We start from the raw sequence: 26,310 nt of genomic DNA, 5'->3' as shown, positions 1-26,310 counted from the left end.
TTGTGCAGATGTCAGTGAAGGCCGGGCATGCCCGGTCCTGCGCCGGTGACCGGCGCCGATGAGGAGGGCGCCAGATGCCACAGGGGCGGCGCGAGGGCAAGCGCTAAAGCGCGAGGATAAGCTCAGCCGCGACGGCGAAGGACATAGAGGCCGGCAAGCCCCGCCAGCGCCAGCAAGGCGCCATTGAGGATCCAGGGGCTCTGGTTGATCATGAAGCTCGAAGCCGGATAGGGGAAGATCCCGGTGCCCTGGGCCATCCAGATCACACCCATCAGGATGGCGAGCACGGCGACGACTTTCAGAATGAGGCGCAAGGCGGACATGGGGGCGTGCTCCGTTGGACACTGAAGCTTAGGCCGAACGGCGGGTCCGCGCCAGTCACTTCTCCCGGTCTACAGGCGGCGAATTGGCGCAAGGCGCCTTAGACCTCGAAATAGTGACGGGTCAGCCCCGGGCGCAGGTCCAGGCTGTCGGCCGCATCGGGATCTGCCAGATGCGGCAGAAGATGGCCGATGATCAGCCCCTGCGCGACGATTCGTCGTCGCGGCTCCGCGACCCTCGGCAGGTCTTCCACCTCCAGGTCGCAATCGTCTTCCTCCTCGCGCAGCGACAAAGTGTCGAGCAGCGTCCGGTCATCATGTCCGGCTTCGGTCATTTCGGGATCTCTCATCTCCCCGCAGCATCAGGCCATCAGCCTTACGCGCGAGAGATTGAGAGCCCGTTCATGCATAAGATCGAATTTTAGCGGATTACGATGAAGGGTGGCAATCCGTTCTTGTGAAGCTCAGTTCGATTTCGCCGCCCCGCCATCGACGCGCAACATGGTGCCGGTGATGTAGCTCGCCTGCGCCGAGCAGAGGAAGGCGCCGGCGGCGGCGAATTCGTCGACGGTGCCGAGCCTCTGCGCGGGGATCGATTTCACCGAGGCCGCCCGAACCTCGTCGAGCGACTTGCCCGACCTTTTGGCATTGGCGCCATCCAGTTCGTCGATCCGGTCGGTATGGATGCGGCCGGGCAAGAGCATGTTGGCGGTGACGCCATAGGAAGCGACTTCCGACGACAGCGTCTTGTTCCAGCCGACCAGCGCACCGCGCAGCGTGTTGGAAAGAGCGAGGTTCGGGATCGGCTCGAATACGCCGGAGGAAGCGATGGTCAGGATTCGGCCAAAACCTTGCGTCTTCATCAGCGGCAGGAAGGCATTGGTCAGCGTGATGACGCGCACCACCATGGTCTGGAAGAACATGTCGAGCGTGTCGCCATCCATGTCTTCCACTGTGCCCGGCGTCGGGCCGCCGGTATTGTTGACGAGAATGTCGATGCCGCCGAGGATGTCATGCACGGCATGGATCATCTGCTCGACGAAATGCCCGTCGGCGAGATCAGCCACCTCGAAATCGGCCTTGCCGCCGGCGGCCCTGATTTCCTCGACATTGGCCTTAAGCCTGTCTTCGCTGCGCCCGCAGATCAAGACATGCACGCCTTCCGCGGCAAGCGCCCTGGCAATGCCCAGGCCCAAGCCCCGCGAGGCTGCGAGCACGAGGGCGCGTTTTCCCGAAATGCCGAGATCCATGGTGATATCCTTCCCTGATGCGATGTGTTTGGCCGGACCCTAGCAAGGGGGCGGGGCAGGGGAAAGGGTGCAGAACCGCTTTCCCGTCTCCTTACACCGTCGCCCTCAAAGCTCCGCCGGAAAGCCGGGCGCGCGCAGATCCGTGCCGGTCGCATCCTCCAGGAGTTTGACCACCTGCGACGACCAGGCATCACTGCCATAAGCTGCGCGGGCGCGGATGAAGGTCTGCATCGCGTGCGAAGCGAGGTCGAGGGGGACGCCGAAGTCGCGGCCGAAGCCCAGCGCGAAGCCGAGATCCTTGACGGCAAGATCCATGGTGAAGTTGATGTTGTAGCTGCCGTTGAGGATCACCTGGCCCTCGGTTTCATGCACGAAACTGTTGCCGGAGGAGGCCTTGATGATGTTGAAGGCGTCAGTGAGGTCGATGCCGCCCTTCTTCGCCAGCATCAGCGCTTCGCCTGTCGCGATCAGGTGGATGAAGGCGAGCATGTTGGTGATTACCTTGATGACCGAAGCCTTGCCAAGCGGGCCGGCGCGAAAGATCTGTTTGCCCATGGCCTTGAGTGCCGGGAGATGCAGGTCGTAGAGATCCTCGTCGCCGCCGAGGATCACGGTGATCTCGCCGGAGGCGGCGAGATGTACGCCACCGGTGACGGGGGATTCCAGCATGCGCACGCCGGCGTCTGCTGCGATCTTGCCGAGGCGCAACACTTCCTGCTCGTCGAGTGTGCTCATCTCGATCCAGGTCGCGCCGGGTTTCAGACCCTTGAGAATACCGCGCTCGCCGGTCAGCACCCGCTCGCTGACTTTGGGCGAGGGCAGGCAGGTGACGACGGCATCGACGGCCTCGGCCACGGCCTGCGGATCAGCGGCGAAGCGGGCACCGGCTGCGACCAGCTCCTCGGCATTCTTGGGATCGAGGTCGTTGACGACGACGGAGAAGCCTGCCCTGACAAGGCTGCCGGCAAGATGGCGACCGAGATGGCCGAGCCCGATGAAACCATAAGTGAGTGCCATGTCGTCTTGTCCCCTGCTGGCGTTTTGCCAGAGACTGCGACAAAGCGGGCGGAGGTTCAAAGGCAGATTTTGACGTGCGACATCCGGTGACGCAGGAGGAACAGGCGGGCGCAACTTTTATGGTCGCCGCCGTTCATCAAAGGGGCGAGGGGAGCTTTAGAAGGGGACCTTGCCGGCATTGAACAGACCGTCCGGGTCGAGCAGCGCCTTGATTTGCCGCGCGAGGCTCTGTTTGAGAGCGGACACGTGATGGCCATAGGCATCCCGCTTTTCGAGGCCGACGCCGTGTTCGGCCGAAAAGCTGCCGCCGCGTGCCGTGACACCGCCATAGACCGCGTCTTCGACGGCGTGCTTGATGTCCTTCGGCAGCGGGCCGGGGGCGGCGAGCGCGATATGCAGATTGCCGTCGGCCACATGCCCGTAGACATAGGCTTCATAGCCGCTGCCGGTCCGGCGCAGGCCTTCCAGAAGGTCGGCCACATAGGCATCGAGTTCCGTTGGCGGGATCGAAATGTCGAAGGAGGGTGCCTCGGGGAAGCGGGCTAAGTAGAAACCGGAGTCTTCGCGCAAATCCCAGAACCGGCGTGACTGTTCGAAGGATTGTGCGATGATGCCACCCTTGAGGTCGGCCCGGTCCCAGAGGTCGGCGAGCGCCTCCTCCAGCTGTCCTGCCGCCTGTTCCTGCGTCTCGGCCGAGACGTCGACGAGCAGCATGGCGGCATCGTCTTCCAGCCAGCCAAGATCGAAGCCTTTCAAGGCCGCATGCTCTTTCACGTAACGCGGCCACATCATTTCCGCCGCTTCCAGGGTGACCGCGCTCAAGCCGCGCAGATGCGAGACCACGGTGAGGGCAGACGCGGCGTCCGCCACGCCGAGAAGGGCTGTCACCCGCTGCGGCCGCAATCGCTCGACCGTCATGACGATGCGCGTGACGAAGCCGAAGGCGCCTTCGCCGCCGATGAACAACTGCTTGAGGTCGGGCCCCGCGGACACTTTCACCACTCGTGTCAGGTCCGAAAAGATTTCGCCGGACGGCAGAACCGCCTCGAGGCCGAGGATCTGATGGCGCATGACGCCATTGCGGAAGGCAAGGATGCCGCCGGCATTGGTCGAGAGCATGCCGCCGATGGTGGCGCTGCCGCGCGAGCCGAGGTCGATGCCGGTGGTGAGGCCGTGCGGGAGAAGAGCGGCCTGCAGCGCTTCGAGCGTCACGCCGGCTTCTATCTCAACGGTGGATTCCTCCGGGCGGATGGCCAGGATGCGGTTGAGCCGCTGCGACGACAGGATCACCTCGCCGGCCCGGCTCACGCCCCCGCCGACCAGTCCGCTGGTTCCCCCCTGCGGCATGATTGTAATGTGATTTGCCCGGCACCAACCGATCAGCGCCGCCGCCGCTTCGGTGGTGGCGGGCAGTGCCATGACCCCGGCTGCGAGATTGTCCGGATGTTCGCCCGGATGTCGTCCCGCAAGCGCCTCGGGGCCGAGGACGCGCAGGTCAGGATGCAGGTCCTTCAGGGCGTCGGCGAGGCTGTTTGCGGTCCAGTGCGGCATGATCTTGCTATCCGGTCGAGTCTGGCTTTCTCTTGAAACGCTTAGCCGGCGACTGGCAAGGCCCTTTTGCATCAACGCGGCTCTGCGAGCGACCGGTTGTCGCCCGGCTGGCATTGTCCGCAAAGGCGGGAATGTCGCATTGACCCTTACGTGCACGTAAGATATTCTTCCGCCTCACACCGCCCTGCCGGAATTTGCGCCTCTGCGCGTCGCGCTTCGGCTCGACAATCCGGTTGGGTTTTGTCAAGGAGGATGGCGGAACGCACCGCCTGGCGAGGAATGACAATATGACCGAGATGGAACTGCCTGAACGCGAAAGCATGGAATTCGACGTGGTGATCGTCGGCGCCGGCCCTGCCGGCCTGTCTGCCGCCATTCGCCTCAAACAGGTCAATCCGGAATTGTCGGTCGTCGTGCTGGAAAAGGGCGCAGAAGTCGGCGCCCATATCCTCTCCGGTGCCGTAGTCGATCCAGTCGGCGTCGATAAGCTGATCCCCGGCTGGCGCGAGGAAGCTGACCATCCTTTCAAGACTGCGGTCACCGACGACCAGTTCCTGTTCTTGGGCCCCGCCGGTTCGATCCGTCTGCCGAACTTCCTGATGCCGCCGCTGATGAACAATCACGGCAATTATATCGTCTCGCTCGGCAATGTCTGTCGCTGGCTGGGCAGCCATGCCGAAGCACTGGGCGTTGAGATCTATCCGGGCTTCGCAGCCTCCGAAGTGCTCTACAATGACGAGGGCGCGGTGATCGGCGTTGCGACCGGCGACATGGGCATCGAAAAGAATGGCGAGCCAGGCCCGGCCTATACCCGCGGCATGGAGCTTCTCGGCAAATATGTGCTGATCTCGGAAGGCGTGCGCGGCTCGATTGCCAAGCAGCTGATCGCGAAATACGACCTGTCACGCGACAGCGACGTGCAGAAGTTCGGCATCGGGCTGAAGGAACTCTGGCAGGTCAAGCCCGAGCATCACAAGCCGGGTCTTGTGCAGCACTCCTTCGGCTGGCCGCTCGGCATGAAGACCGGTGGCGGCTCCTTCCTCTATCACCTCGAAGACAACATGGTCGCCGTCGGCTTCGTCGTGCACCTGAACTACAAGAACCCCTATCTCTATCCCTTCGAAGAATTCCAGCGCTTCAAGACGCATCCGGCGATCGCCAAGACCTTCGAGGGCGGCAAGCGCCTCTCCTATGGCGCTCGCGCCATCACCGAAGGCGGCTACCAGTCTGTGCCGAAACTCTCCTTCCCCGGTGGCGCGCTGATCGGCTGTTCCGCCGGCCTCGTCAACGTGCCGCGCATCAAGGGCTCTCACAACGCCGTGCTGTCGGGCATGCTGGCGGCAGAGAAGATCGCAGCTGCCATCGCGGCCGGCCGCGCCAATGACGAGCCGATCGAGATCGAGAACGAATGGCGTTCGACCGATATCGGCAAGGACCTGAAGCGGGTGCGCAACGTCAAGCCGCTCTGGTCCAAGCTCGGTACGGCACTTGGCGTTGGCCTCGGCGGCATCGACATGTGGATGAACCAGCTTCTCGGCTTCTCCTTCTTTGGCACGTTGAAGCATGGCAAGACCGATGCGGAATCGCTGGAGCCCGCCGCCAAGCACAAGCCGATTGCCTATCCGAAGCCGGACGGCGTCTTGACCTTTGACCGTCTGTCCTCGGTCTTTCTTTCCAACACCAACCACGAGGAAGACCAGCCGGTCCATCTCAAGGTGAGGGACATGGACCTGCAGAAGCGTTCGGAACTCGGCGTCTATGCCGGCCCGTCGACCCGCTACTGTCCGGCCGGCGTTTATGAATGGGTGGAAAAGGATGGCGAGGAAACCTTCGTCATCAACGCGCAGAACTGCGTCCACTGCAAGACCTGCGATATCAAGGACCCGAACCAGAACATCACCTGGGTGCCGCCGCAGGGCGGCGAGGGGCCGGTCTATCCGAACATGTAAGGATCGGATGGCCGGGCCGAACGGCTTTGCGTGGACGATGCCCGGGACGGGCAGCCGTGTCGAAACATGACTAAACGAAAAGGCTGTCGAGAGGCCGCCTTTTCGCATTCCATGGGGCATTCCAACAAGACGCTTCGTGATCGCGAAGTCGAGCCGGTGCGGTAGAGGGACATCGCGCCGGGTGGGAATACGCGTCCCAGCTACCTCAGCCTATTCGTCCGGGCACGGCCAACTGGGCGGAGCAGTCAAGCTCGGCGGCAGCTTGGTCGAAGGATCGCCGCAGGCAAGCGCAATCTGATCCTGCTTCAGGCCTTTCGCCTGCGTCAGATCCACGCCTTCGATGCGCGTCAGAAACAAGAAGGCATCGGTGAAGTCGACAGCGCCTTTGAAGCTTGCACTGTGAAACTGGGCGCGTGACAGGTTGGCCATGGAGAAATGGGTGTTTTCGAAGGTCGCTTCAACAAAGATTGCCCGGCCAAGCTCTGCCTTGGTGAAATCGGCAGTGCGAAGATCGGCGCCGGTGAAATCGGAGCGCTGAAGTTCGGCGGCAACGAAGCTCGCACCCGATGCCTTCACGCCTGGGAAGTCGCTGCGATACCCCTCGACCTTGTCGAAATCGGCCCCTGTCAGGTCGGATTGCGCAAGCGAGGTGCGCACCATATTCGCCTTGGTGACATTGGCGGCCTTCAGGCTACTGCCGGTAAGGTCGGTTCCGCTCAGGTCGGCATTGGCGAGGTTGGCACCGTCGAGAATGCTGCCGCCGAGCATCAGCATGCGCTTGGTGCATTCGCTCCAGTCCACCGAGGGTCCGGGAGCCTCGCGGCATTGGCCGGCTGCGAGGGTCGGCTGTGCGGGAACGACCACCAGAAGGCCGCTGGTTGCCGTAAGGGCCAGAGACAGAAAAGCCAAGCGGCTGCGGCATCTTGCCGACTGCATCTGCAACCGTCTGCCGAAAAAAGCTCTATTCACGCCAACCGCACCTTTCAGGTTCTCGCCGTCACGCCCTATCCACTTCGCCTGAAGACCTTATTGCATTTCGTCCACCCTGCACATCCACCGGATGTCACATATTCGGATGATCAGGTCTTCTTGCGCATATCTAAGCTGCCGAGGCCCCCTACGGTTCCCGGCCATTCCACTGGGGCTTGAGAGGGCGCGGCCAATGCCCTCGGTGCACGCGGTCGCCGGCATGAGCGAAAGCGCGACATGCTGTCGGGTGCAGGAGGCCTGCCACATCTTTGCCACCAAGGTTAAGAGCGAGCGTGCCGCTTAACCCTTGATTAACCATAAATTCCCTAGGCTTTCCGGCAACGAATCGTATGTCGAGGACGCCTCATCATGACCATTTCCCGCCGCGGTCTTCTGTTCGGCCTGCCGCTTTTCATCGCCGGTTGCCAGTCCATGCCGAACCAGCAGGCCCTGTATGGCGATCTGCCAGAAGAGCCGCATCCGCTGAAGGCGGTGCCGATCGAGAAGATCAAGCCGGAACTGCGCCGTCAGCAAGTGGCCTATGAGACCACCCATCCGGCAGGAACTGTTGTGGTCGATACGCCGGCGCGGCGGCTCTATTACGTGCTGGGCGATGGTCAGGCGATGCGCTACGGCATCGGCGTCGGCCGCAACGGCTATGCCCTGGCCGGCAATGCCTATATCGGTCGCAAGGCCGAATGGCCGACCTGGACGCCGACGCCGAACATGCTGCGCCGCGACCCGGAAAAGAACATGAAATATGCCGGCGGTCTGCCCGGCGGTCCGAACAATCCGCTCGGCGCACGCGCCATGTATCTCTATCGCGGCGGCAACGACACCATGTTCCGCCTTCACGGCACCAACCAGCCCTGGTCGATCGGCCAGGCCATGTCGTCGGGTTGCGTGCGCATGATGAACCACGATGTGATCGACCTCTACGAACGCGTGAAGGTCGGCACCAAGGTCGTGGTCCTGCAGGCCTGAGACGTCAGCGGCCTGAGACCTTCCTTTCGAGCGCGACCGAAATCAGGAAAATCATCAGGCCGAAGGCGGAGAGCACGGCGCCGACATAACCGGTCGCGCCATAACCATAGCCGGCGGCAATGACGAGGCCGCCGAGCCAGGCGCCGAGCGCATTGGCAAGATTGAAAGCCGAGTGGATGGTGGCCGCTGCCAGCGTTTTTGCCTCCGCCGCCACATCCATGATCCGGGTCTGTACGGCCGGGCAGGCGGCAAAGCCGCAGCCGGTCAGGAAGACGCAGATGCACAGCATGACCGGATTGTGCGCGGTCAGCGAAAAGACGCTCATCAGCCCGATGTTGAAGGCGAGCATGCCGCCGATCGTGCCGTTGAGCGAGCGGTCCGCCATCCGGCTGCCGACAATGTTGCCGACATTCATGCCGATCCCGAAGAGAGCCAAGACGACAGCGACCATGCTGGCCGGCAGACCTGCCGTGTCGGTCACGGTCTTGGCGATGTAGCTGAAGATCGCGAACATGCCGCCAAAGCCGACGGCGGCGACGGCCATGGACAGCCAGACCTGCAGTCGGCCAAAGGCGGAGAGTTCGCGCAGCATGCTGGCGCCCTCGACCACTCTGTCCTTCGGCAGATAGATCGCGATGAGTGCGACGGTCAGCGCACCGATGGCGGAGACCATCAGGAAGGCGGCGCGCCAGTCCATCAATTGGCCGAGGAAAGTGGCGATCGGCGTGCCCACGAGGGTGGCGATGGTCAGCCCCAGCATGACCCGCCCGACGGCGCGCACGCGGCGATGCGGCGGCGCCATGGACGAGGCAACGAGGGCTGCGACACCGAAATAGGCGCCGTGTGGCAGACCGGTGATGAAGCGAAGCGCGGTGAAGCTGAGGAAGCCGGGCGCCAGGGCGCTGGCAAAATTGCCGAGCGCGAAGATCCCCATCAGCATCAGGAGAAGCGTCTTGCGCGGCAGCTTGGCAGCGAGTGCTGCAATGATCGGCGCTCCCAAGACGACGCCTAGCGCATAGGCCGAGATGACGTGACCGGCCTGCGGCACACTCACGCCATAGGTGGTCGCGACTTCCGGCAGAAGCCCCATGATGACGAATTCGCCGGTACCGATGCCGAAACCGCCGGCGGCAAGTGCAATTTCGATGAGCAGGATGGCGGTGGCGCTCAAGCCAGTCTTATCGTTCGCGCGGGTTTGCAGGCTGTCGAGGGTGGAACAATCGGTCATGAAAACACCAGGGGCGCCGCAGAGACGGGCGCAAAAATGCTTCAGGGAAGCCTTGATGGGAGAGGGGTGCGACGCACGGGATGACAAATGAGATTGTTGTTTATCATGTCCATGTGCATCGCAGCAAAGGCTTTTGTTCGCCACTTCGACAATTGCTCGCCCTTGAATTTGCCCGTGCCACTCGCGATCTGAGGCAGAACCGAAACTTTTGCTCCGGCCGCACGTTGTGACCGCGTTGGCCGGGGGCTTTAAGGGATTTCATGAAGATCAAGGCGGTACTCAATCGCGACGGCGGCACCTTCAAGACCACCGACATGCAGGTCTATTGCGCGAGCGCAACGGAAGCCTTTGCCAAGCAGGGCCATGATCTCGACTGCGCCATTGTCGCCGGTGACGAAATCGTGGAGGCTTTGGAAAAGGCGGTCGCAGCGCCTGGCGTCGAAGCTGTCGTGGCCGGCGGCGGCGATGGCACGATTTCGGCGGCTGCCGGCATTGCCTGGAAGGCAGGTCTGCCGCTCGGCGTCGTGCCGGCCGGCACCATGAACCTCTTTGCCCGCTCGCTGAAGCTGCCGCTCGACATCTGGAAGGTGCTCGACGTTCTGGCAGAAGGCCGGGTGACCGCTGTCGACATCGCCACCGCGAATGGTCGCCCCTTCGTGCATCAGTTCTCCGCCGGTCTGCATGCCCGCATGGTGCGCATGCGCAACCAGATGAACTTTGCCTCGCGCATCGGCAAGATCCGGGCGAGCACCAGTGCCGCTTTCGGCGTGATGCTCGATCCGCCACGTTTCGAGGTCATCTTCGATATCGACGGCGACGGCAAAAGCGACGAGCGGCCGGTCTCGGCCATCTCGGTTTCGAACAACCCGCTCGGCAACAACTCGCTGTTCTTCGCCGACAGGGTCGATACCGGCATGCTGGGCGTTTATCTCGCTGAACCGCTGGAGCCGACCGGCGTCGGCAAGCTCGCGATCGACATCCTGCGGGGACGCTTCAAGGAGAATGAGGCGGTGACCGCTTCTACCGCGCGGAATGTCCACCTGCATTTCCCCCGCCACCGCAAGGGAGCGGCCTGCGTGCTCGATGGCGAGCTATTGCGCATGCCGGCGGATGTGGAACTCAAGATCCACCCCGCCGAGTTGAAGGTCCTTGTGCCGCCGCCCGTGGCCGCGGTCTGAAACTGAAAACGGCGCTTCCGATCGGATCGCCGTTTTCGTTTTCACTGCAGACGAGGCCTGTTCGTCAGTGGCTGAAGGCTGCCGCGATCAGGGCCTTGGTGTAGTCCTCTGCGGGATGATCAAAGATCGCTTCCGTGTCGCCTTGCTCGACGATCTTGCCGTTTTTCATCACCACCACATGGTCCGACATCGCCCGGATGACCGAGAGGTCGTGGCTGATGAAGACATAGGAAAGGCCGTAGCGGTCCTGCAGGTCGCGCAGGAGTTCGATCACCTGCCGCTGCACCGAGCGATCGAGCGCAGACGTCGGCTCGTCGAGGATGACGACCTTGGGCTTGAGGATGATCGAGCGGGCGATTGCGATGCGCTGCCGCTGGCCGCCGGAGAATTCGTGCGGATAGCGGTTGCGGGCGGCCGGATCGAGACCGACTTCCTTGAGGGCTGCAATGGCTCGCTGGTCACGCTCGGCGCGGCTGAGCTGCGGCTCGTGCACGTAAAGCCCTTCGGTGATAATCTCGCCCACGGTCTGGCGGGGCGAGAGCGAACCATAGGGGTCCTGGAAGACGAGCTGCATCTGCTTGCGGAAGGGCCGCATGCCGGCGCGGTCGAGACCGCTGATGTCGGTGGTGCCGAAGCGGAAGGCACCGTCCGCGTGAAGAAGCTTCAGAAGCGCGCGGCCAAGCGTCGACTTGCCCGAACCGCTCTCGCCGACGATGCCGATGGTCTGGCCCTGGCGAAGGCGGATGCTGACCTGATCGACCGCCCGGAAGGTGCGTGCCTTGCCAAACAACCCGCCACCGCCGATGTCGAAATCGACGATGACGTTGCGGCCTTCCAGCACCATGGGCGCATCGTCGGCCGGCGGCGCTTTCGTGCCGGTTGGTTCGGCGGCGAGCAGCATCTTCGTATAATCATGCTGGGCGCCGTTGAAGATCTCGTCGCGCGTGCCCTGTTCGACGATCTCGCCCTTGCGCATGACGGCGACCCGGTCAGCCACGTGTTTGACCACGCCGAGATCGTGGGTGATCAAGACGATCGCCATGCCGAACCGCTTCTGCAGGTCGGCGAGCAGCGTCAGGATCTGCGCCTGGATCGTGACGTCGAGTGCTGTTGTCGGCTCGTCCGCGATCAGCACGTCTGGCTCGTTGGCGAGTGCCATGGCGATCATCACGCGCTGTCGCTGACCGCCCGACATCTCGTGCGGATAGCTGTCGATGCGCCGTTCCGGGTCGGGAATGCCGACGAGTTTCAACAGCTCCAGCACGCGGGCGCGGGCAGCACTCTTGCTCATGCCACGATGATGGATCAGCGGTTCGGCGATCTGCCGGCCGATCCGGTAGAGTGGATCGAGCGAGGTCATCGGCTCCTGGAAGATCATGGTGATCTTCGAGCCGCGAACCTGATTGAGCGTCGAGAGCGGCTGGCCGACGAGATTGGTGCCGCCATACATGGCGGTACCCGTGACAGTACCGTTCTTGGCGAGAAGTCCCATGATGCCCATCATCGTCTGGCTCTTGCCCGAGCCGGACTCGCCGACGATCGCGAGCGTCTCGCCCTTCTTCACGTCGAAGCTGATGCCCTTGACGGCTTCGACGGTGCCGTCGGGGGTCTGGAAAGTGACCTTGAGGTCCGAGACGGTCAGGACCGGTGTCGTGGTGTCGTGTGTGTCCATGATCAGCGATCCTTCGGGTCGAGCGCGTCGCGCAGGCCGTCGCCGACAAAGTTGAGGGCAAACAGCGTGGCGACGAAGAAGATCGCCGGGAAGATCAGGAGCCATGGTGCGCTCTGCATGTTCTTCGTGCCTTCCGAGATCAGTGTTCCCCAGCTGGCGAGCGGCGCCTGGACGCCGAGGCCAAGGAAGGACAGGAAGCTCTCGGTCAGGATCACCTGCGGCACGACGACCGTGACGAAGACGATGACGGGGCCGATCGTGTTGGGGATGATGTGCCGGCGGATGATCTGCCAGTCGGTGAGGCCGAGCGCTTCGGCCGCGCCGACGAATTCCCGGCGTTTGAGGGACAGCGTCTGGCCGCGCACGATGCGGGCCATCTCCAGCCATTGCACCGCCCCGATGACGACGAAGATCAGCACCACCGATCGCCCGAAGAAGACGACGAGCACGACAACCAGGAAGACGAAGGGCAGCGAATAGAGGATTTCGACGAAACGCATCATCACATTGTCGATGCGGCCGCCGAGGTAACCCGATGTCGCGCCGTAGATGACGCCGATGCCGAGTGAGACGAGACTTGCGGCGAGGCCCACGGCAATCGAGATCTGCCCGCCGAGCATGACGCGCACCAAGAGGTCACGGCCATTGGTGTCGGTGCCGAAGGGGAAGGTGACCTGATCGACCTTGCCGGTGACGGTGACCGAGAGGCCGTCGGCACCCGTCTCCTGGATGGCGGTTTCCTTGAACTCGTTGGTGCGATCGAAATAGCGGATCGTGCGCGGATCGATCGGCTTTGCGGCGGTGAGTACGGAGGTAAAGGTGCCGTTCGACACGTCGAAGCTTTTCAGCTCCACGCGCGCCCGCTTGGCAATGCCTTCAGCGACCTGCTGCAGCGATTCCGGATCGGGACGCGGCTGAAGGCTCGGCGGCACGGTGACATAAGATGCGAAGACCTGGTCGTAGGTATGCGGCACGAAGAACGGGCCGGCAAACGAGAACAGCACGATGAGCACCAGCATGAAGCAGCCGCCCATGGCCGCCTTGTTGCGCTTGAAGCGCATCATGGCGAGCTGGGTGAGGCTGCGACCGGCCACTTCGGCGGGGGCCATGCCCTGGGTTACGGATGATTCAGTCATTGCGGACCCTCGGATCGAGCAGGCCATAGGCGATATCGACCAGCAGGTTGAAGAAGATCACGAACACGGCGACGAGAATGACGGTGCCCATGACGAGGGGATAATCGCGGTTGAGCGCGCCGAGCACGAAATAGCGGCCAACACCGGGGATGGTGAAGATGCTCTCGACGACGGCAGAACCGGTGAGCAGGGCCGCTGCACATGGCGCGAGATAGGAGACGACCGGCAGCATGGCGCCACGCAGCGCATGGGTGATGACCACGACGCGCGGCGGCAGGCCATAGGCCCGCGCGGTGCGGATATGGTCGCCGTTCAGCGCCTCGATCATCGAGCCGCGTGTCAGGCGCGCGAAGACGGCGAGCTGCGGAAGCGCCAGTGCCGTCATCGGCAGGATGAGGTTCTGGAAGCCGCCATTGCCCCAGCCGCCGGCCGGCAGCCAGGACAGCATCACAGCGAAGATCAGGGTCAGCACCGGGCCGACAACGAAGTTCGGCACGGTGACGCCGATGGTTGCAAAGGCCATCAGGCCGAAGTCCAGCGCACTGTTCTGCCGAAGGGCGGCGATCGTCCCGAGGATGACGCCGCCGATCAGCGCGATCAGGATCGCATAGAGGCCGAGTTCGACGGAATAGGGCAGGGCCTTGCCGATCAGTTCGGCAACCGTGTTGTCCTTGTAGATGAAGCTCGGGCCGAAATCGCCTCTGAAGGCATTGCCGAGATAGTTGAGGTATTGGCTCCAGAGCGGGTCGTTGAGCCTGTAGGTTTCCATGACATTGGCCATGGTCTGCGGCGGGAGCGGACGTTCGAGGCTGAACGGACCACCAGGCGCGAAGCGCATCAGGAAGAACGAGATCGTCACGACGACGAACACGGTGGGCACGGCGCTCATGAGCCGGCGCAGGACGAATGAGATCATGGTGATAAAAGCCGACGCGCGACAGCCATCATGCTGCCGCGCGCCGATCCCTTTTGTTCGTTATTCGGAAACGCTGAGGAACTTCGACAGATGCTCGTTGACAGCATTGTCTTCCCAGCCGGAGACTCGCGAGGACACGAGCCACAGGTTGGCGGAGTTCATGAAGGGGGCGATCGGCTGGTCGTTGTTCAGGACCTCTTCCGCCTTCTTCAGGATTTCCATGCGCTTGGCCGGATCCTGCTCATCATAGGACTGCTTCATCAGCGAGTCGTATTCTTCGCTCTTGTACTTGCCGTAGTTGAACGTCGTGTTGGTGCTGGTGTTGAGCGCCAGGAAGTTTTCCGGATCGCCGTAGTCGGCCGACCAGGCGGCGCGGGCGACGTTGAACTTGCCGCCTTCCTGCAGGTAGGCGTAGTGCGAGGCCACGTCGAGGTTCACCAGCGACACCTTGGCGCCGAACGTGTTCTTCCACATGTCGGCAACGGCGGTTGCGACGCGCTCGTGGTTGGCGTTGGTGTTGTAGCGGATCTCGATGTTGAGCGGCTTGCCGCCTTCACCGTAGCCTGCGGCCTTCATCAGCTCGACGGCCTTGTCTTCGCGGTCGATCTGCGACATCGAGGCGAAATCCGGAACCGGACCCTGGCCATAGCCCGGCATGCCCGGGGGAACGAGGTTGTAAGCCGGAAGCTGGGCGCCAGCGTAGATTTCCTGGGCGAGGAAGTCACGGTCGACGGCCATGGACAGCGCGCGACGAACGTTCACGTCGTTATAGGGCGGTTCGCGGTTGTCGAAGACGTAGTAATAGGTGGCGAGCGACGGGGTCACGTGGACCTGGTCGTTGTAGGTTTCGCGCAGGCGTTTGATCTGGTCTGCGGAGAAGTTGTAGACGAGGTCCATTTCCTTGGCTTCGAAGCGACGTACGGAAGCGGCATCGTCGTCGATCGGGTAGAAGATGACCTTGTCGAGCTTGACGTTGGCGGCATCCCAGTACTTGTCGTTCTTGACGACGGTCAGGGTGTCGTTCGGCACATGCGCTTCGAGCTTGAAGGCGCCGTTGGACACCATGTTGCCCGGCTTGACGAACTGATCGCCGAACTTTTCAAAGTTGGCCTTGCTGATTGGCAGCGCGGTGTAGTGGGCGAGAAGCTGCAGGAAGAACGGGGTCGGACGCTCGAGCGTGATTTCCACGGTCTTGGCATCGACGGCCTTGATGCCGAGTTGGTCGACCGGGACTTCGCCCTTGTTCACCTTCTCGGCGTTCTTGATCGGGTAGAGAATGCCGGCATATTCGGCAGCTGTCTTCGGATCTTCCAGGCGGCGCATCGAGAAGACGAAGTCTTCGGCGGTCACCGGCGTTCCGTCGGACCAGTTGGCATTGTCGCGGATCTTGAACGTGTAGGTCAGGCTATCGTCGGAAACGGTCCAGCTTTCGGCAGTCCCCGGAACCACTTCACCCTTGGCGTTGAATATGGTCAGGCCTTCGAACATGTCGCGGACGACGAAGCCTTCGATGTCGATCGAGATGTGGGCGTAGTCGAGGGTCTGCGGTTCGCCGGCATTGCCGCGATGCAGAACGGCTTCGGCGAGCGCCTGGCTCGCGCCGGTCAACAGTGAGCCGAGAAGAAGGGCTGTGCCAAGAAGTCGTCGGGTTTGGATTGTCATTTTTTTCCCCTTTTACGTTTACGGAAAGGGCAGAGAAGAGCATTCACTTGGCGCTGGCAAGTTGATTTGTAGTGAACTACCCCAAATTTAAGGGGCTTTTGTCACCCAAGCCTGTGACTTGGTTCAAAGATTTCGTGTGACGGGCTTATGACGAAATTTTATTAGCGCGTCATCTCGTAGTCAATATGCGACAGGCGGCGCTACTGCGCCGCCCGCATGGACACCTGGCGTTGAGGGATCAGATCCGCGGCAGATAGGTCTGGTAATCGAAGCTCGACACGGTGCGCAGATAGGCCATCGCCTCCTTGCGCTTCGTGTCGCCATAGATGCGCTGGTATTCGGCGCCGAAGATATCCTTGATGAAGGCCGAGTTCCGGAAGCGCTCGACCGCCGTCAGGAAATCATAGGTCAGCATGTCGGGGTTCTCCGGCGCGCTGTCCGGCGTGGTGACCGGGCCGGGATCGAGGTCTTCTTCGAGGCCAAGCAGGATACCACCGAGGATGGCGGCGAGCAGCAGATGCGGATTGGCGTCCGCACCAGCGACGCGGTGTTCGATGCGGGCGGCGGGGCCGTCCTTGTCCGGGATGCGGATCGCCGTGCCGCGATTGCCGAAACCCCAGTCGATCTTGTCGGGCGCAAAGGAGCCCGGCTGGAAGCGGCGATAGGAATTGGCAAAGGGCGCGAAGATCAACTGCGCATCCTGCATGCTCTTCAACATGCCTGCGGTGATCGACTTGAGCTTCACCGGATCGCCGCCCTTGGCATCCAGGATGTTCTTGCCGTCCTTGTCGATGATCGAGGCATGCACATGCAGGCCCGAGCCGGCATGGTCTCCGTAAGGCTTGGCCATGCAGGTGGCCTTGAAGCCATGGCGGCGGGCGGCAAAATCGACGACGCGCTTCAGATAGATGCAGTCATCGGCCGCCGCCATCGCGTCGGGCTTGTGCAGGAGGTTGACCTCGAACTGCCCCGGGCCGAATTCGGCCGTCGTTGCGTCCGCCGGCAGCCCCATATGGTCGCAATATTCGCGCACGGTGCCGAGGAAGTCCTCCATCGCGGCGGTCGCGCGCATGTCATAGAGCTGGTAGCCCTCGACCTCGCCGTTCATGACAAGCGCCTTTGGCGGCATCGGCACGCCGGTCTCCCGGAAATCCGGCTCCATGACGTAGAATTCGAGTTCGGTGGCAACGACCGGCGTCAGGCCTTTCGCCTCGAAGCGCTTCATGACGCTGGCGAGGATCGCGCGCGGGCAGACGTAGTGCGGCTCTCCATCAAGCGTGTGCATGGTGGCGAGCACCTGCTTGGAGCCCTCGGGACCCCAGGGCAGGGTCGTCAGCGAATTCCTGTCCGGCGTGCAGATGCCATCGGGGTCGCCGAGCGTCAGCGAGATCCTGGTGATGTCGTCATTGTCGTCGCCCCAGATGTCGAGCGACTGCGTCGAGGCCGGAAGGCGCACCGTATTCTTCCAGACCTTGTCCTCGGCTTTGAGCGGGATCATCTTGCCTCTGAGGTCGCCATTCATGCCGACGAGCAGCACCTCGATGCGTGCAGAAGGGTCGGCTGCGGTCTGATCGGCGGCCTCGGTCGATGCTGTCATGGGGAACTCTCGCTGGCTTTTAAGGGCGGATTTGGCCGGAGGAACGCGGCAATCGGTGCCTTGCCAAACGCGTTTTGGAAGGTCATGTTCGTAGCCGATAATGTTCCGCCTTTCAATGCGGGGCAAGCCGGCTCTGCGGACCATGTTTGGCCGAGTGGGCAGGTGTTTCCGCCCCGGTCAAGGATCCAGACCCATGAACAAGCCGCTCTCCGCCGTCTCCAACCTCGGTGCCATCGACGCTGCCCATCACCTTCATCCCTTCTCGGATATGAAGAAGCTGAACGCGGCCGGCACCAAGATCATCACCCGGGCGGAAGGCGTTCATATCTGGGACGCGACGGGTAAGCAGTATCTCGACGCCTTTGCCGGCCTCTGGTGCGTCAATGTCGGCTATGGCCGCAAGTCGATCGCCGATGTCGTGCATGCCCAGATGCTGGAACTGCCCTACTACAACACCTTCTTCGGCACCACGACGCCACCGACCACGCTGCTGGCCCAGAAGATCGCCGAAAAGACCGGCCCGAAGATCAACCGCGTCTTCTTCTCGAATTCCGGTTCCGAAGCCTCCGACACCTGGTTCCGCATGGCGCGCGTCTACTGGAAGGCACTGGGCCACGAGACGAAGACGCAGGTGATTGCCCGCAAAAACGCCTATCACGGCTCGACGGTCGCCGGCGCCTCGCTGGGCGGCATGAAGTGGATGCACGAGCAGGGGAACTTGCCGATCGAGGGCATCCACCACATCAACCAGCCCTATTGGTATGCCGAAGGCGGTGATCTCTCGCCCGAGGATTTCGGCCTGAAAGTCGCGCGGGAGCTTGAGGAAAAGATCCTCGAACTCGGCGAAGAGAATGTCGCAGCCTTCGTCGCCGAGCCGATCCAGGGGGCCGGCGGCGTCATCGTGCCGCCCTCGACCTATTGGCCGGAAATCAAGCGCATCTGCGCCAAGTACCAGATCCTGCTCGTCGCCGACGAAGTCATCTCCGGCTTCGGCCGCCTCGGCTCGTGGTTCGGCCACCAGCATTACGATTTCGAGCCGGATCTCGCGCCGATCGCAAAGGGCCTGTCGTCGGGTTACCTCCCGATCGGCGGCGTGCTGGTCTCGGATCGCGTGGCGGAAGTCATGGTCAACGAACTCGGCGATTTCTACCACGGCTACACCTATTCCGGTCACCCCGTGGCCGCTGCCGCCGCTCTCGAAAATATCCGCATCATCGAGGAAGAAGGCCTGGTCGAACGCGTCCGCGACGACACCGGTCCCTATCTCGCCCAGGCCCTTGCCTCGCTCACCGACCATGAACTAGTCGGCGAAGCCGTCAGCGTCGGCCTGATGGGTGCTGTGCAGATTGCCGCCGACAAGGCCACCCGCCGCCGCTTCAAGAAGCCCGACGACACCGGCACCGCGGTGCGCAACCAATGCGTCGATGCCGGCGTGGTCCTGCGCGCCACCGGCGACCGCATGCTCTTCTCGCCGCCGCTGATCATCTCGCGCGCCGAGATAGACCAGGCCGTCGATACGCTGCGCAATGGCCTGGACTGGCTGAAGGACAATCGCGGCGAGGGTTAATCACGCGAGTTCGTTGAGCCGGGCCTCGATAAAGCGGATTTCGTGCTGTTGCGAGGCAAGGGTGCGCGCCGTGATGTAGCTGCGTCGCGCGTCTTCTATCCGCTCCAGCCGTCTCTGCAGGTCGGCGGCAACGGTGTGGGTTGCGTGGTAGCGCTGCATAGCCGGATCGCTCAGCAGCCTCTCGACCTCAGTCAGCCCCGCCTGCGCGCCATGCACTTCCGCAAGCGCCACCGCACGATTGAGCGCGACCACGGGAGAGGGTGCTGCCTGTTGTAGCAGGTCGTAGAGGTGGAGGATGCGCGGCCAGTCGGTTTCGGCCATGGTTGCGGCCCGGGCGTGACACGCGGCGATCGCCGCCTGCAGACCATAGGTGCCGATTTCGCCGGCCTGCCTGATCCGCTCCAGCAAGGTCTCCGCCTCGCCGATCATCGCCCGGTCCCAGAGGCTGCGGTCCTGATCGGCAAGAAGTATGATCTGCCCATCGGGATCCAGGCGCGTCTTGCGGCGTGAATGCTGGATGAGGATCAGGGCCAGCAGTCCCAGACATTCGGGATCAGGCAGGAGATCGACCAGCAGGCGCGCGAGATGGAGCGCATCCTCGGAGAGCCGCACGGCGGCCCCCGCTCGGGCATGCCCCTCGTTGAACAGAAGATAGACGACCCCCAGCACCGCCTCCAGCCGTTTGGGAAGGTCCTGCCGGTCCGGCACGACATAGGCGATGCGCTGCGTACGAATTCTTGCTTTGGCACGGACGATCCTTTGCGCGATCGTCGGGGGCAATGTCAGGAAAGCGCGGGCGATTTCCTCGGTGGTCAGCCCGCAGACTTCGCGCAGCGCCATCGCAATGCGGGCTTCCATGGGAAGTGCCGGATGGCAGCAGGTGAAGACCAGCCTCAGCATGTCGTCTTCGATCGCCACAAACTCCTCCTCTTGTCCCTGCTCGATCTCTGCCAGATAGGCAAGATCGTCCCGCTGCCGGTCGATGAGGGCGCGCCGCCTGAGCCGGTCGATCGTGCGAAAGCGTCCGGCCGAGATCAGCCATGTTACCGGGTTGCGCGGGTAACCCTTTATCGGCCAGTCGACGGCTGCCTGCACGAAGGCGTCATGCAGGGCTTCTTCCGCCAGATCGAAACTGCCGAGCAGGCGGACCAGGGTCGCACGAATGCGCGGTGCCGATTGCCGGTACGTCGCCTCGATCGTTTCGGTAACCGGATCGCTCAAAGGTCTCCCTCATTCTCCATCGAGAACAAGTGTCCGCACCGGGCGGATTTCGACCGAACTGTGCTGCAGGGACGGGATGCCGGAGGCGATCCGGATTGCCTCGTCCAGAGAGCCGGCTTCAAGCAGGTAGAAGCCGCCGATATGCTCGCGCGCTTCGGCGAAGGGACCATCGCTCACCGTCGCGCCATTGGCCGAGCGCCGGATGGAGACCGAACGATGGGGATCTTCCAGCGCTTCCGAGGCGATGTGGTGCCCCGTCGCCGTGATCGCTTCGTCAAACGCGAAATGTTCAGCAACGATACGCCGGTGATTGTCATCCGAGATCGCGGCGATGTCCTGCGGGTCGGTGTGAATGAAGCAGACGAAGCGCATCAGCGCCGCTCCGGGGGAACAGCGGCTCCGCCAGATCGACCGACGCCTTCGTCAGCCTCTGGCCCGTCATGAACGGGAATGTCCGAAAGCGCCCGGACCTCGATGCTGCCATAGCGGGCGATCGGCACGCGGCCGACGATCTGCACCGCTTCCGAAAGGTCGCGCGTCTCGAGAAGCAGGAAGCCCCCGAGATGTTCACGCGTTTCGGCAAAGGGGCCGTCGGTGGTCGACAATTCGCCGTTTCGAACCCGGAGTGTCAGCCCCGTCTCCGGCGCTGCGAGCGGCGAGGCCAGCACGAGGTGTCCCCGCTCGGCGAGCTCTTTGTCGTAAGCCAGCGACTGCCGGTCAAGTTCGCGGCGCTCGGCCTCGCTCACAGCCTGCATCACGGTTTCATCGAGCCAAACCTGACATAGAAATTTCATCGTCTCCTCCATTCCGTCTGGCGATCCTAGCGCAGACATCGCCGCTAGTCGAAGCCGGGGCCGGCAAATCGACAGGCCTGCGGGACGGAGGAAAAATAAAATTCGACTGTCGAAAGACTGATGCCGTGTCCGACCAGGGGGGAAACACGCTGGAGGATACGACATGCACATTCTAGAGGCCGCCCTGATCCAGGCGCTGGTCGAAACCGCGCAGACACAGGCTGACAGGCGCACCCACCAAACGACGCAGCCGGACAGGGCGACAACAGCCAGACTGAACCCGATCGAAACGGGCAAGGCTCAAGTCGCTGTCAATAAACCGAGCGGCTGGCGTCGATGGTTCGAGCGCCAACGCTCCAGGGTCACGGCATAAACTGCCCGCCATTCACGTCGATCGTCTGCCCAGTAATGTAGCCCGACAGACTTTCCGACGCGAGGAAGAGATAGGCGCCGACGCAATCCTGCGGCGTGCCGGTGCGCTTCAAGGGCACGCTCCCAGCCACCTGATCGAGCTGGCCGGGAAGTGCATATTTGTCCTGGAAGGGCGTGGTGATGACGCCTGGGGCGACCGCGTTGACGCGGACATTGTATTTGCCGAATTCGAGCGCCATGCCCTTTGTAACGGCCCCGACAAAGGCCTTGGATGAGCCGTAGACGCCGGAACCCGCCGTGCCGCCGGTGCGTGCGGCGACCGAAGTCGTGTTGATGACGAAACCACCACGGATCTTCAGATGCGCAATCGCGGCCTGGGTGGTGGAGAGCACGGAGCGGGCGTTCACATCCATCACCTTGTCGTATTGCGCGTCCGTCATGTCCTCGTAGAGCACGCGCGCGATCATGCTGCCGGCATTGTTGATCACGCCATCGAGCCGCCCGAAGGTTTTCGCGACATGGGCGACGGCCTCGGGCATGGCCTCTGATGAAGCAGCGTCAGCCTTGACCAGCACGACGCTGCCGCCGGCTGCCTCAATGTCGTGGGCGATCGCATGCGCCGCTTCGCTGTTTGAATTGTAATGAAGCCCGACCAACGCACCCTGGGCAGCAAAGGCCCGAGCCAGCGCCTCGCCGATACCGCTGGAGGCCCCGGTGATGAGAACGGCCTTGCCGGCGAGATCGGGGATCGTGAGCGTGGTGGTCATGGTCAAACTCCTCCTGTTGTCGGACAAGCTTAGACCGGCCCTGCCGTCATTTGGCAAGGCCGGTCTGCTGTCTGTCGGTTCACCATCACCTAGAAAGGATCAGGCGGATGTCCAGTCGAAGGGAAGCGGTGCCTCCTTGAAGGCGAAGCGGTCGAGATGGCTCGACACCACTTCCTTCATTCGCTCCAGGACGTCTGCCGAGGCCGCCTCGATCTTGACCGTCAGGCCTTCAGCATTGGACGTCATCACCGCAGTGGCTTCGGCGAATTTCACCACACCCTTCTGCTCGGTCAGTTCCACCTCAAGCTTATGCGCCCAGTGTTTGCAGAGCTGCTGCAGGTATTTCCAGCCGCTCTCGGTCGGGATGACCGCGATTGTTTTTGCCATAATCAAAGCCTTTCGATTTTGCCGACTGCCTCGTCGAGAATGCGGGCGACCTCCAATTGTGTTTCGCGTGTCGTGCCGTCGCGCGACAGACAGTCATGCAGCGCCTGCTTGAGATTGCCCATGGCGCGGCGCACCGGGCCGGCATCGGTGCGTTCGCTGACTTGGGCAAGTGCCGTCAGGCGGCCGATGGCGACCGCGACCTCGTCGGCGCGTTCATCGAGATGGGCACGACCCGCCTCAGTGATGGCAAGCAGCTTGCGCGGGCCTTCGCTCGCCTGTTCTTCCGCAAGGCCCATGTCGAGGAGCAGCGTCATGGTCGGATAGACGACGCCGGGCGAAGGCGCATAGGCGCCGCCGGACAGCGTTTCGATTTCGCGGATCAGGTCATAACCGTGACGCGGCTGGTCGCCGATCAGCTTTAGGAGCACAAGCCGCAATTCGCCGCCGTCGAACATCCGGCGACGTTCGCCGCGTCCGCGCGGGCCACCGCCCATGGGGCCACCGAAGGGACCGCCACGCATGGCCATGGCCATCATGTCCCTGAAGCCGCGACCACGGCCGTCTTCGCAATTGTGATGTCTCATTTTCGAGTTCCTTAAATCTGTTTCAGTTGCTCTAAGATATATCTTAAATCGATCGATACAAGAGGCTGCCTGATTTTTCTTGGCGAAGGATCGGCTTGGACATCACAGGCCAGATGCCTATCATCGTGCCAAGGGACTCAAAAAGATATCTGCGGAGACTGGAATCTCAGAGCATCGCCACGAATACCGGCTCACCGTCACCTGGGAGGGCGACCGTGGCTCGGGCACCTCGGGCTACCGCGCCTATGGCCGCGACCACCGCATCGCCGCAGCCGGTAAGCCGGACATTGCGGGTTCCGCCGATCCGCATTTCCTCGGCGACCCGGCCCGGTGGAACCCGGAGGAATTGCTGCTCGCCTCGGTCTCTGCCTGTCACAAGCTGTGGTATTTGCATTTCTGTGCCGTCTCCGGCGTCATCGTCACCGCATATGAGGATCAGGCCGAGGGGACGATGCAGATGGACAGCGATGGCGGCGGCCGCTTCACCGAGATTGTGCTCAAACCCCGGGTGACGATCAAGGCCGGCACCTATCCGGAGCTTGCCCTGGAACTGCACGGCGATGCACACGAGAAGTGTTTCATCGCCAATTCGGTCAACTTTCCGGTGCGCTGCGAGGCGGTGATCATCGAGGCGTGAAGGTCACGCCCCTCGCTCTTCTGAAGGGTAGATCAACACGTAGTGAAAGTCCGGGGCGGGCGTCTGAGGGTGACCCGTGAAGGGCAGGCTCACAGTTTTCGTCTCCGCCGTGATGGTACCTTTATCCAGATTGTCCTCTGTCCATGCCTGCAGACGCGCGGGAATAGCCGTCTCTTCTCCACGCCACATCAGCGCGATCGGCCTCTCGCGGCTCCAGTCATAGGGTGCCGTGAGATTGGGAAACTGCAGGGTGACGACGGCGGAATTCGGCCACTGCATCTTCAGGTTTCCGGCGGCAAGCCAGTCGGGCGCGACGATCAGCGACAGCGTGATGCCCTCGCGCTCGGCGAAAGCCGCCTCAAACGCGGCATAGGGCTGGTGGTAGTGAGAGGGGCGCCCTTTATGGCCAGCGATCGTCATTGCGATCGGGATCAGGGCCATGGTGACCAGAGCGACGGGCAGCAGGCGGCGCAGCCCCGCTTCGGCGTCCACGCCCTGCGCTTCCAGCTTGAGCACGAGGTAGATCGGCAGCAGCTGGAGGAGGGGAAGCAGCCAGCGGTCCCGGAAGGTCGTGAAGGTGAGGACCAGGATCATCAGCGCGAGGATCAGCAGAATGGCTGCGAGCAGGGCGCCGACAAAGCGGCTTTCGCCGCTCCTTGCCCGCCATGAAGAAACCGCGCTGCGCCCGAAGGGAAGCCCGATGACGAGTATGGCCGGAGCGCAGAGCACGATTGTCATCTGGAGAAGCTCGCCAAGGCCGAGCAGGATCTGGTGAAGCCGATTGGTATCGCTCGCATCCTCAGCCATTCGGGCCGCGGTGACAGAGGACGCGACCCCCATATTGTCGAGGAACCAGAGCACATGCGGCAGAACGATCAGCCCTGCAACCACGATCGAAAGCAGGATCTTGGGATCGAGCAGCCGCCGCAGTCCGCCCGGTTGCAGAAGGCAAGCGAAGAGCAAGGCGGGTAGAACGAGCACGAAATTGTATTTCGTCAGCATGCCGAGCCCGGCGGCGCAGCCGAGCAGAAGATAGTTGCGCATCGTCGGAGACCGCAGAGTGACGATGGCCGCGATCACGACCAGATTGACCATCAGCATGGTGGCCGTGGTGTGGGTCAAATCCCGCTGCGCCTGCCAAAACGTCTGTGGAATGAAGAACAAGCCAAGGGTTGCCACGGTGGCGAGCGCCGGCTGCCGGACGAGCAGGCGCGCCAGAACCCAATAGCTCGCGATCACGGCCAGCAGCATCAGCGATTTCAGCGCTGCAAGTCCCACGAGATAGTCGCCGACAACGGCGAAGACAGCCTGCTGGAGCCAATTGTAGAGCGGCGGCTGCGCGTCGTAGCCCGCCGCAAACCATTGCGACAGAAGCACCTGCTGCGCTTCGTCGATGCGCAGACCATGCGGCAGCAACAGGCGGACCGCGAACTGAACGACATAATAGGCCGCAAAGACCCACAGGATCTCCGCAGGGTGGCGCGCCAGCCTGTCGATCAGCCGTTGTGCCTTATGCATCTTTGGCTAGAACCTCGCGCACGATGTAGTTCGGCTGCGCATCGTCGCGGTAATAGGTGCGCGCGATCATTTCGGCGAGAATACCAGTGGTGATCAGCTGGATTGACGACAGGAACAGCATGAAGCCGAGGATGAGCAGGGGGCGCCCGCCGATATCCTCGCCGAAAAAGACTTTCTGGATGAAGAGCCATGACAGGATGAGCGCGCTCAGGAACCCGGTGCCCAGACCGAGCGAGCCAAAGAAATGGCCCGGCCGCGCCTTGTAGCGCATGAAGAACATCACCGACAGCAGATCGAGGATGACGCGGAAGGTGCGCGAGATCCCGTATTTCGACGTGCCATGCTGGCGGGCATGGTGGGTGACGGCCATCTCGCCGATGCGCGAGCTCGGAACGACGCCGGCGACCCAGGCGGGGATGAAGCGGTGCATCTCGCCCATCAGCTTGACCTGCTTGATGATGGAGGCGCGGTAGATCTTCAGGCTGCAGCCATAGTCGTGCAGTCTGACGCCGGTGATCCGGCCGATCAGCTTGTTGGCGCACCAGGAGGGGATCTTGCGCAGCAACAATCCGTCCTGACGGTTCTTGCGCCAGCCGACGAGCAGATCGAGCTCCCGCTCCTCAAGTGCCGCCACCATGGCCGGGATGTCCTTAGGATCGTTCTGAAGATCGCCATCGAGCGTGGCGATCAACCGTCCCTGCGCGGTGTCGATCCCCGCCTGCATGGCCGCCGTCTGGCCGAAATTGCGCTGCAGGGCAACGATCTTCAGGTCCAAACCTTCGCGGTCGATATACTTTCGCGCATGGAGCAACGTCCGGTCCGCACTGCCATCGTCGACCAGCACCAGTTCCCAGTCGCCGGCAAAGAGCTCCATCGCCTCGCAGATCCGCTCGATGAGCGGGCCGACGCTTTCCTCTTCATTGAAGACCGGCACGACGAGCGACAGCTCTGGGCTCTGCTGGTTCAGCGCGGCGGCTTGCTCGAATAGCGATGGGCTCGTCAACGTCGTCTTCCTTCTGAAGTCTGGTCTGTAA

The 26,310-nt window shown here is 62.6% G+C and carries 26 protein-coding genes; 6 read left to right on the top strand and 20 right to left on the bottom strand.

Going from position 1 to position 26,310, the window contains the following annotated elements; all coding sequences use genetic code 11:
• Nucleotides 1-122: 122 nt before the first annotated feature.
• The 5 genes from ASE36_RS02115 to ASE36_RS02095 all read right to left on the bottom strand — a co-directional run bounded on the left by ASE36_RS02115 (nucleotide 123) and on the right by ASE36_RS02095 (nucleotide 4,138).
• Nucleotides 123-323, bottom strand: coding sequence for a hypothetical protein (locus tag ASE36_RS02115; protein WP_062275173.1), 201 nt, complete (start codon nucleotides 321-323; stop codon nucleotides 123-125).
• Nucleotides 324-421: 98 nt separating this feature from the next.
• Nucleotides 422-655, bottom strand: coding sequence for a hypothetical protein (locus ASE36_RS02110; protein WP_062275171.1), 234 nt, complete (start codon nucleotides 653-655; stop codon nucleotides 422-424).
• Nucleotides 656-784: 129 nt separating this feature from the next.
• Nucleotides 785-1,570 carry an SDR family oxidoreductase gene (locus ASE36_RS02105; RefSeq protein ID WP_062275168.1) on the bottom strand — a complete coding sequence of 262 codons (786 nt, stop codon included), beginning with the start codon at nucleotides 1,568-1,570 and terminating at the stop codon, nucleotides 785-787.
• A gap of 105 nt (nucleotides 1,571-1,675) precedes the next feature.
• Nucleotides 1,676-2,587 (bottom strand): NAD(P)-dependent oxidoreductase, encoded by a 912-nt coding sequence (locus ASE36_RS02100; RefSeq protein ID WP_062275166.1) that lies wholly within the window; start codon nucleotides 2,585-2,587, stop codon nucleotides 1,676-1,678.
• 156 nt (nucleotides 2,588-2,743) lie between these two features.
• A complete protein-coding gene (locus ASE36_RS02095) occupies nucleotides 2,744-4,138 on the bottom strand; it encodes an FAD-binding oxidoreductase (RefSeq protein ID WP_062275164.1) in 1,395 nt (464 codons plus the stop codon).
• Between the two features lie 287 nt (nucleotides 4,139-4,425).
• On the opposite strand from ASE36_RS02095, the gene ASE36_RS02090 reads away from it, so the two are divergent.
• Nucleotides 4,426-6,087, top strand: coding sequence for an electron transfer flavoprotein-ubiquinone oxidoreductase (locus tag ASE36_RS02090; RefSeq protein ID WP_062275162.1), 1,662 nt, complete (start codon nucleotides 4,426-4,428; stop codon nucleotides 6,085-6,087).
• 210 nt (nucleotides 6,088-6,297) lie between these two features.
• Here ASE36_RS02090 and ASE36_RS02085 read toward each other — a convergent pair whose 3' ends face one another.
• The gene (locus tag ASE36_RS02085; RefSeq protein ID WP_062275160.1) at nucleotides 6,298-7,023 is read right to left on the bottom strand and encodes a pentapeptide repeat-containing protein; all 726 of its coding nucleotides are present in this window, start codon (nucleotides 7,021-7,023) and stop codon (nucleotides 6,298-6,300) included.
• 402 nt (nucleotides 7,024-7,425) lie between these two features.
• On the opposite strand from ASE36_RS02085, the gene ASE36_RS02080 reads away from it, so the two are divergent.
• On the top strand, nucleotides 7,426-8,040 hold the full coding sequence (locus tag ASE36_RS02080; RefSeq protein WP_062275158.1) for a L,D-transpeptidase: 615 nt from the start codon (nucleotides 7,426-7,428) through the stop codon (nucleotides 8,038-8,040).
• A gap of 4 nt (nucleotides 8,041-8,044) precedes the next feature.
• Here the strand turns inward: ASE36_RS02080 and ASE36_RS02075 are convergent, their stop codons facing one another.
• Nucleotides 8,045-9,268, bottom strand: a complete 1,224-nt coding sequence (locus ASE36_RS02075; RefSeq protein ID WP_062277857.1) for an MFS transporter — start codon at nucleotides 9,266-9,268, stop codon at nucleotides 8,045-8,047.
• 260 nt (nucleotides 9,269-9,528) lie between these two features.
• On the opposite strand from ASE36_RS02075, the gene ASE36_RS02070 reads away from it, so the two are divergent.
• Nucleotides 9,529-10,446, top strand: coding sequence for a diacylglycerol/lipid kinase family protein (locus ASE36_RS02070; protein ID WP_062275156.1), 918 nt, complete (start codon nucleotides 9,529-9,531; stop codon nucleotides 10,444-10,446).
• Between the two features lie 64 nt (nucleotides 10,447-10,510).
• Here the strand turns inward: ASE36_RS02070 and ASE36_RS02065 are convergent, their stop codons facing one another.
• The 5 genes from ASE36_RS02065 to ASE36_RS02045 form a co-directional block, all read right to left on the bottom strand.
• Nucleotides 10,511-12,118, bottom strand: a complete 1,608-nt coding sequence (locus tag ASE36_RS02065) for an ABC transporter ATP-binding protein (protein WP_062275154.1) — start codon at nucleotides 12,116-12,118, stop codon at nucleotides 10,511-10,513.
• Nucleotides 12,119-12,120: 2 nt separating this feature from the next.
• Nucleotides 12,121-13,254 carry an ABC transporter permease gene (locus tag ASE36_RS02060; RefSeq protein ID WP_062275152.1) on the bottom strand — a complete coding sequence of 378 codons (1,134 nt, stop codon included), beginning with the start codon at nucleotides 13,252-13,254 and terminating at the stop codon, nucleotides 12,121-12,123.
• Nucleotides 13,247-14,170, bottom strand: a complete 924-nt coding sequence (gene oppB, locus ASE36_RS02055) for an oligopeptide ABC transporter permease OppB (protein ID WP_062275151.1) — start codon at nucleotides 14,168-14,170, stop codon at nucleotides 13,247-13,249. The genes ASE36_RS02060 and oppB overlap by 8 nt, the downstream gene beginning before the upstream one ends.
• 60 nt (nucleotides 14,171-14,230) lie before the next feature.
• On the bottom strand, nucleotides 14,231-15,832 hold the full coding sequence (locus ASE36_RS02050; RefSeq protein ID WP_062275148.1) for a peptide ABC transporter substrate-binding protein: 1,602 nt from the start codon (nucleotides 15,830-15,832) through the stop codon (nucleotides 14,231-14,233).
• A 238-nt stretch (nucleotides 15,833-16,070) separates the two neighbouring features.
• Nucleotides 16,071-17,429: a glutamine synthetase family protein gene (locus tag ASE36_RS02045; RefSeq protein ID WP_062275146.1), complete on the bottom strand. Its 1,359-nt coding sequence runs from the start codon at nucleotides 17,427-17,429 to the stop codon at nucleotides 16,071-16,073.
• A gap of 193 nt (nucleotides 17,430-17,622) precedes the next feature.
• Here ASE36_RS02045 and ASE36_RS02040 point away from each other — a divergent pair, with 193 nt between their 5' ends.
• A complete protein-coding gene (locus tag ASE36_RS02040) occupies nucleotides 17,623-18,996 on the top strand; it encodes an aspartate aminotransferase family protein (RefSeq protein ID WP_062275144.1) in 1,374 nt (457 codons plus the stop codon).
• Here the strand turns inward: ASE36_RS02040 and ASE36_RS02035 are convergent, their stop codons facing one another.
• From ASE36_RS02035 to ASE36_RS02025, 3 genes are read right to left on the bottom strand one after another with little or no spacing between them, the layout of a single operon-like run.
• Nucleotides 18,997-20,217, bottom strand: a complete 1,221-nt coding sequence (locus ASE36_RS02035; RefSeq protein WP_062275142.1) for an RNA polymerase sigma factor — start codon at nucleotides 20,215-20,217, stop codon at nucleotides 18,997-18,999.
• Between the two features lie 9 nt (nucleotides 20,218-20,226).
• Nucleotides 20,227-20,589: a YciI family protein gene (locus ASE36_RS02030; protein ID WP_062275140.1), complete on the bottom strand. Its 363-nt coding sequence runs from the start codon at nucleotides 20,587-20,589 to the stop codon at nucleotides 20,227-20,229.
• On the bottom strand, nucleotides 20,589-21,011 hold the full coding sequence (locus ASE36_RS02025; protein WP_062277854.1) for a YciI family protein: 423 nt from the start codon (nucleotides 21,009-21,011) through the stop codon (nucleotides 20,589-20,591). Before ASE36_RS02025 ends, ASE36_RS02030 begins: the two co-directional genes overlap by 1 nt.
• A 163-nt stretch (nucleotides 21,012-21,174) precedes the next feature.
• Here ASE36_RS02025 and ASE36_RS02020 point away from each other — a divergent pair, with 163 nt between their 5' ends.
• The gene (locus tag ASE36_RS02020; RefSeq protein WP_062275138.1) at nucleotides 21,175-21,384 is read left to right on the top strand and encodes a hypothetical protein; all 210 of its coding nucleotides are present in this window, start codon (nucleotides 21,175-21,177) and stop codon (nucleotides 21,382-21,384) included.
• Here ASE36_RS02020 and ASE36_RS02015 read toward each other — a convergent pair.
• The 3 genes from ASE36_RS02015 to ASE36_RS02005 all read right to left on the bottom strand — a co-directional run bounded on the left by ASE36_RS02015 (nucleotide 21,374) and on the right by ASE36_RS02005 (nucleotide 23,121).
• The gene (locus ASE36_RS02015; RefSeq protein ID WP_062275136.1) at nucleotides 21,374-22,150 is read right to left on the bottom strand and encodes an SDR family NAD(P)-dependent oxidoreductase; all 777 of its coding nucleotides are present in this window, start codon (nucleotides 22,148-22,150) and stop codon (nucleotides 21,374-21,376) included. The two genes, ASE36_RS02020 and ASE36_RS02015, sit on opposite strands and share 11 nt — an antisense overlap.
• Nucleotides 22,151-22,249: 99 nt before the next feature.
• A complete protein-coding gene (locus tag ASE36_RS02010) occupies nucleotides 22,250-22,537 on the bottom strand; it encodes a DUF2218 domain-containing protein (protein WP_062275134.1) in 288 nt (95 codons plus the stop codon).
• Nucleotides 22,538-22,539: 2 nt separating this feature from the next.
• A complete protein-coding gene (locus ASE36_RS02005; protein WP_062275132.1) occupies nucleotides 22,540-23,121 on the bottom strand; it encodes a PadR family transcriptional regulator in 582 nt (193 codons plus the stop codon).
• Nucleotides 23,122-23,284: 163 nt separating this feature from the next.
• Between ASE36_RS02005 and ASE36_RS02000 the strand changes: the two genes are divergently transcribed.
• Nucleotides 23,285-23,758, top strand: a complete 474-nt coding sequence (locus ASE36_RS02000) for an OsmC family protein (protein ID WP_062277851.1) — start codon at nucleotides 23,285-23,287, stop codon at nucleotides 23,756-23,758.
• Nucleotides 23,759-23,761: 3 nt separating this feature from the next.
• Here the strand turns inward: ASE36_RS02000 and ASE36_RS01995 are convergent, their stop codons facing one another.
• Together ASE36_RS01995 and ASE36_RS01990 are read right to left on the bottom strand one after the other, a co-directional pair.
• Nucleotides 23,762-25,276 (bottom strand): glycosyltransferase family 39 protein, encoded by a 1,515-nt coding sequence (locus ASE36_RS01995; protein WP_062275130.1) that lies wholly within the window; start codon nucleotides 25,274-25,276, stop codon nucleotides 23,762-23,764.
• Nucleotides 25,269-26,279, bottom strand: coding sequence for a glycosyltransferase family 2 protein (locus tag ASE36_RS01990; protein WP_062275128.1), 1,011 nt, complete (start codon nucleotides 26,277-26,279; stop codon nucleotides 25,269-25,271). Before ASE36_RS01990 ends, ASE36_RS01995 begins: the two co-directional genes overlap by 8 nt.
• Nucleotides 26,280-26,310 lie beyond the last annotated feature (31 nt).

Source organism: Rhizobium sp. Root274 (assembly GCF_001429245.1).
Lineage (GTDB): Bacteria > Pseudomonadota > Alphaproteobacteria > Rhizobiales > Rhizobiaceae > Allorhizobium.
This window is presented reverse-complemented; position numbering and strand designations above follow the sequence as displayed.

Excerpts from the sequence above, each read along its gene's own strand:
- ASE36_RS02115 (WP_062275173.1), bottom strand. The coding sequence starts at position 323 with ATGTCCGCCTTGCGCCTCATTCTGAAAGTCGTCGCCGTGCTCGCCATC.
- ASE36_RS02110 (WP_062275171.1), bottom strand. The coding sequence starts at position 655 with ATGACCGAAGCCGGACATGATGACCGGACGCTGCTCGACACTTTGTCG.
- ASE36_RS02105 (WP_062275168.1), bottom strand. The coding sequence starts at position 1,570 with ATGGATCTCGGCATTTCGGGAAAACGCGCCCTCGTGCTCGCAGCCTCG.
- ASE36_RS02100 (WP_062275166.1), bottom strand. The coding sequence starts at position 2,587 with ATGGCACTCACTTATGGTTTCATCGGGCTCGGCCATCTCGGTCGCCAT.
- ASE36_RS02095 (WP_062275164.1), bottom strand. The coding sequence starts at position 4,138 with ATGCCGCACTGGACCGCAAACAGCCTCGCCGACGCCCTGAAGGACCTG.
- ASE36_RS02090 (WP_062275162.1), top strand. The coding sequence starts at position 4,426 with ATGACCGAGATGGAACTGCCTGAACGCGAAAGCATGGAATTCGACGTG.
- ASE36_RS02085 (WP_062275160.1), bottom strand. The coding sequence starts at position 7,023 with ATGCAGTCGGCAAGATGCCGCAGCCGCTTGGCTTTTCTGTCTCTGGCC.
- ASE36_RS02080 (WP_062275158.1), top strand. The coding sequence starts at position 7,426 with ATGACCATTTCCCGCCGCGGTCTTCTGTTCGGCCTGCCGCTTTTCATC.
- ASE36_RS02075 (WP_062277857.1), bottom strand. The coding sequence starts at position 9,268 with ATGACCGATTGTTCCACCCTCGACAGCCTGCAAACCCGCGCGAACGAT.
- ASE36_RS02070 (WP_062275156.1), top strand. The coding sequence starts at position 9,529 with ATGAAGATCAAGGCGGTACTCAATCGCGACGGCGGCACCTTCAAGACC.
- ASE36_RS02065 (WP_062275154.1), bottom strand. The coding sequence starts at position 12,118 with ATGGACACACACGACACCACGACACCGGTCCTGACCGTCTCGGACCTC.
- ASE36_RS02060 (WP_062275152.1), bottom strand. The coding sequence starts at position 13,254 with ATGACTGAATCATCCGTAACCCAGGGCATGGCCCCCGCCGAAGTGGCC.
- oppB (WP_062275151.1), bottom strand. The coding sequence starts at position 14,170 with ATGATCTCATTCGTCCTGCGCCGGCTCATGAGCGCCGTGCCCACCGTG.
- ASE36_RS02050 (WP_062275148.1), bottom strand. The coding sequence starts at position 15,832 with ATGACAATCCAAACCCGACGACTTCTTGGCACAGCCCTTCTTCTCGGC.
- ASE36_RS02045 (WP_062275146.1), bottom strand. The coding sequence starts at position 17,429 with ATGACAGCATCGACCGAGGCCGCCGATCAGACCGCAGCCGACCCTTCT.
- ASE36_RS02040 (WP_062275144.1), top strand. The coding sequence starts at position 17,623 with ATGAACAAGCCGCTCTCCGCCGTCTCCAACCTCGGTGCCATCGACGCT.
- ASE36_RS02030 (WP_062275140.1), bottom strand. The coding sequence starts at position 20,589 with ATGCGCTTCGTCTGCTTCATTCACACCGACCCGCAGGACATCGCCGCG.
- ASE36_RS02025 (WP_062277854.1), bottom strand. The coding sequence starts at position 21,011 with ATGAAATTTCTATGTCAGGTTTGGCTCGATGAAACCGTGATGCAGGCT.
- ASE36_RS02020 (WP_062275138.1), top strand. The coding sequence starts at position 21,175 with ATGCACATTCTAGAGGCCGCCCTGATCCAGGCGCTGGTCGAAACCGCG.
- ASE36_RS02015 (WP_062275136.1), bottom strand. The coding sequence starts at position 22,150 with ATGACCACCACGCTCACGATCCCCGATCTCGCCGGCAAGGCCGTTCTC.
- ASE36_RS02010 (WP_062275134.1), bottom strand. The coding sequence starts at position 22,537 with ATGGCAAAAACAATCGCGGTCATCCCGACCGAGAGCGGCTGGAAATAC.
- ASE36_RS02005 (WP_062275132.1), bottom strand. The coding sequence starts at position 23,121 with ATGAGACATCACAATTGCGAAGACGGCCGTGGTCGCGGCTTCAGGGAC.
- ASE36_RS01995 (WP_062275130.1), bottom strand. The coding sequence starts at position 25,276 with ATGCATAAGGCACAACGGCTGATCGACAGGCTGGCGCGCCACCCTGCG.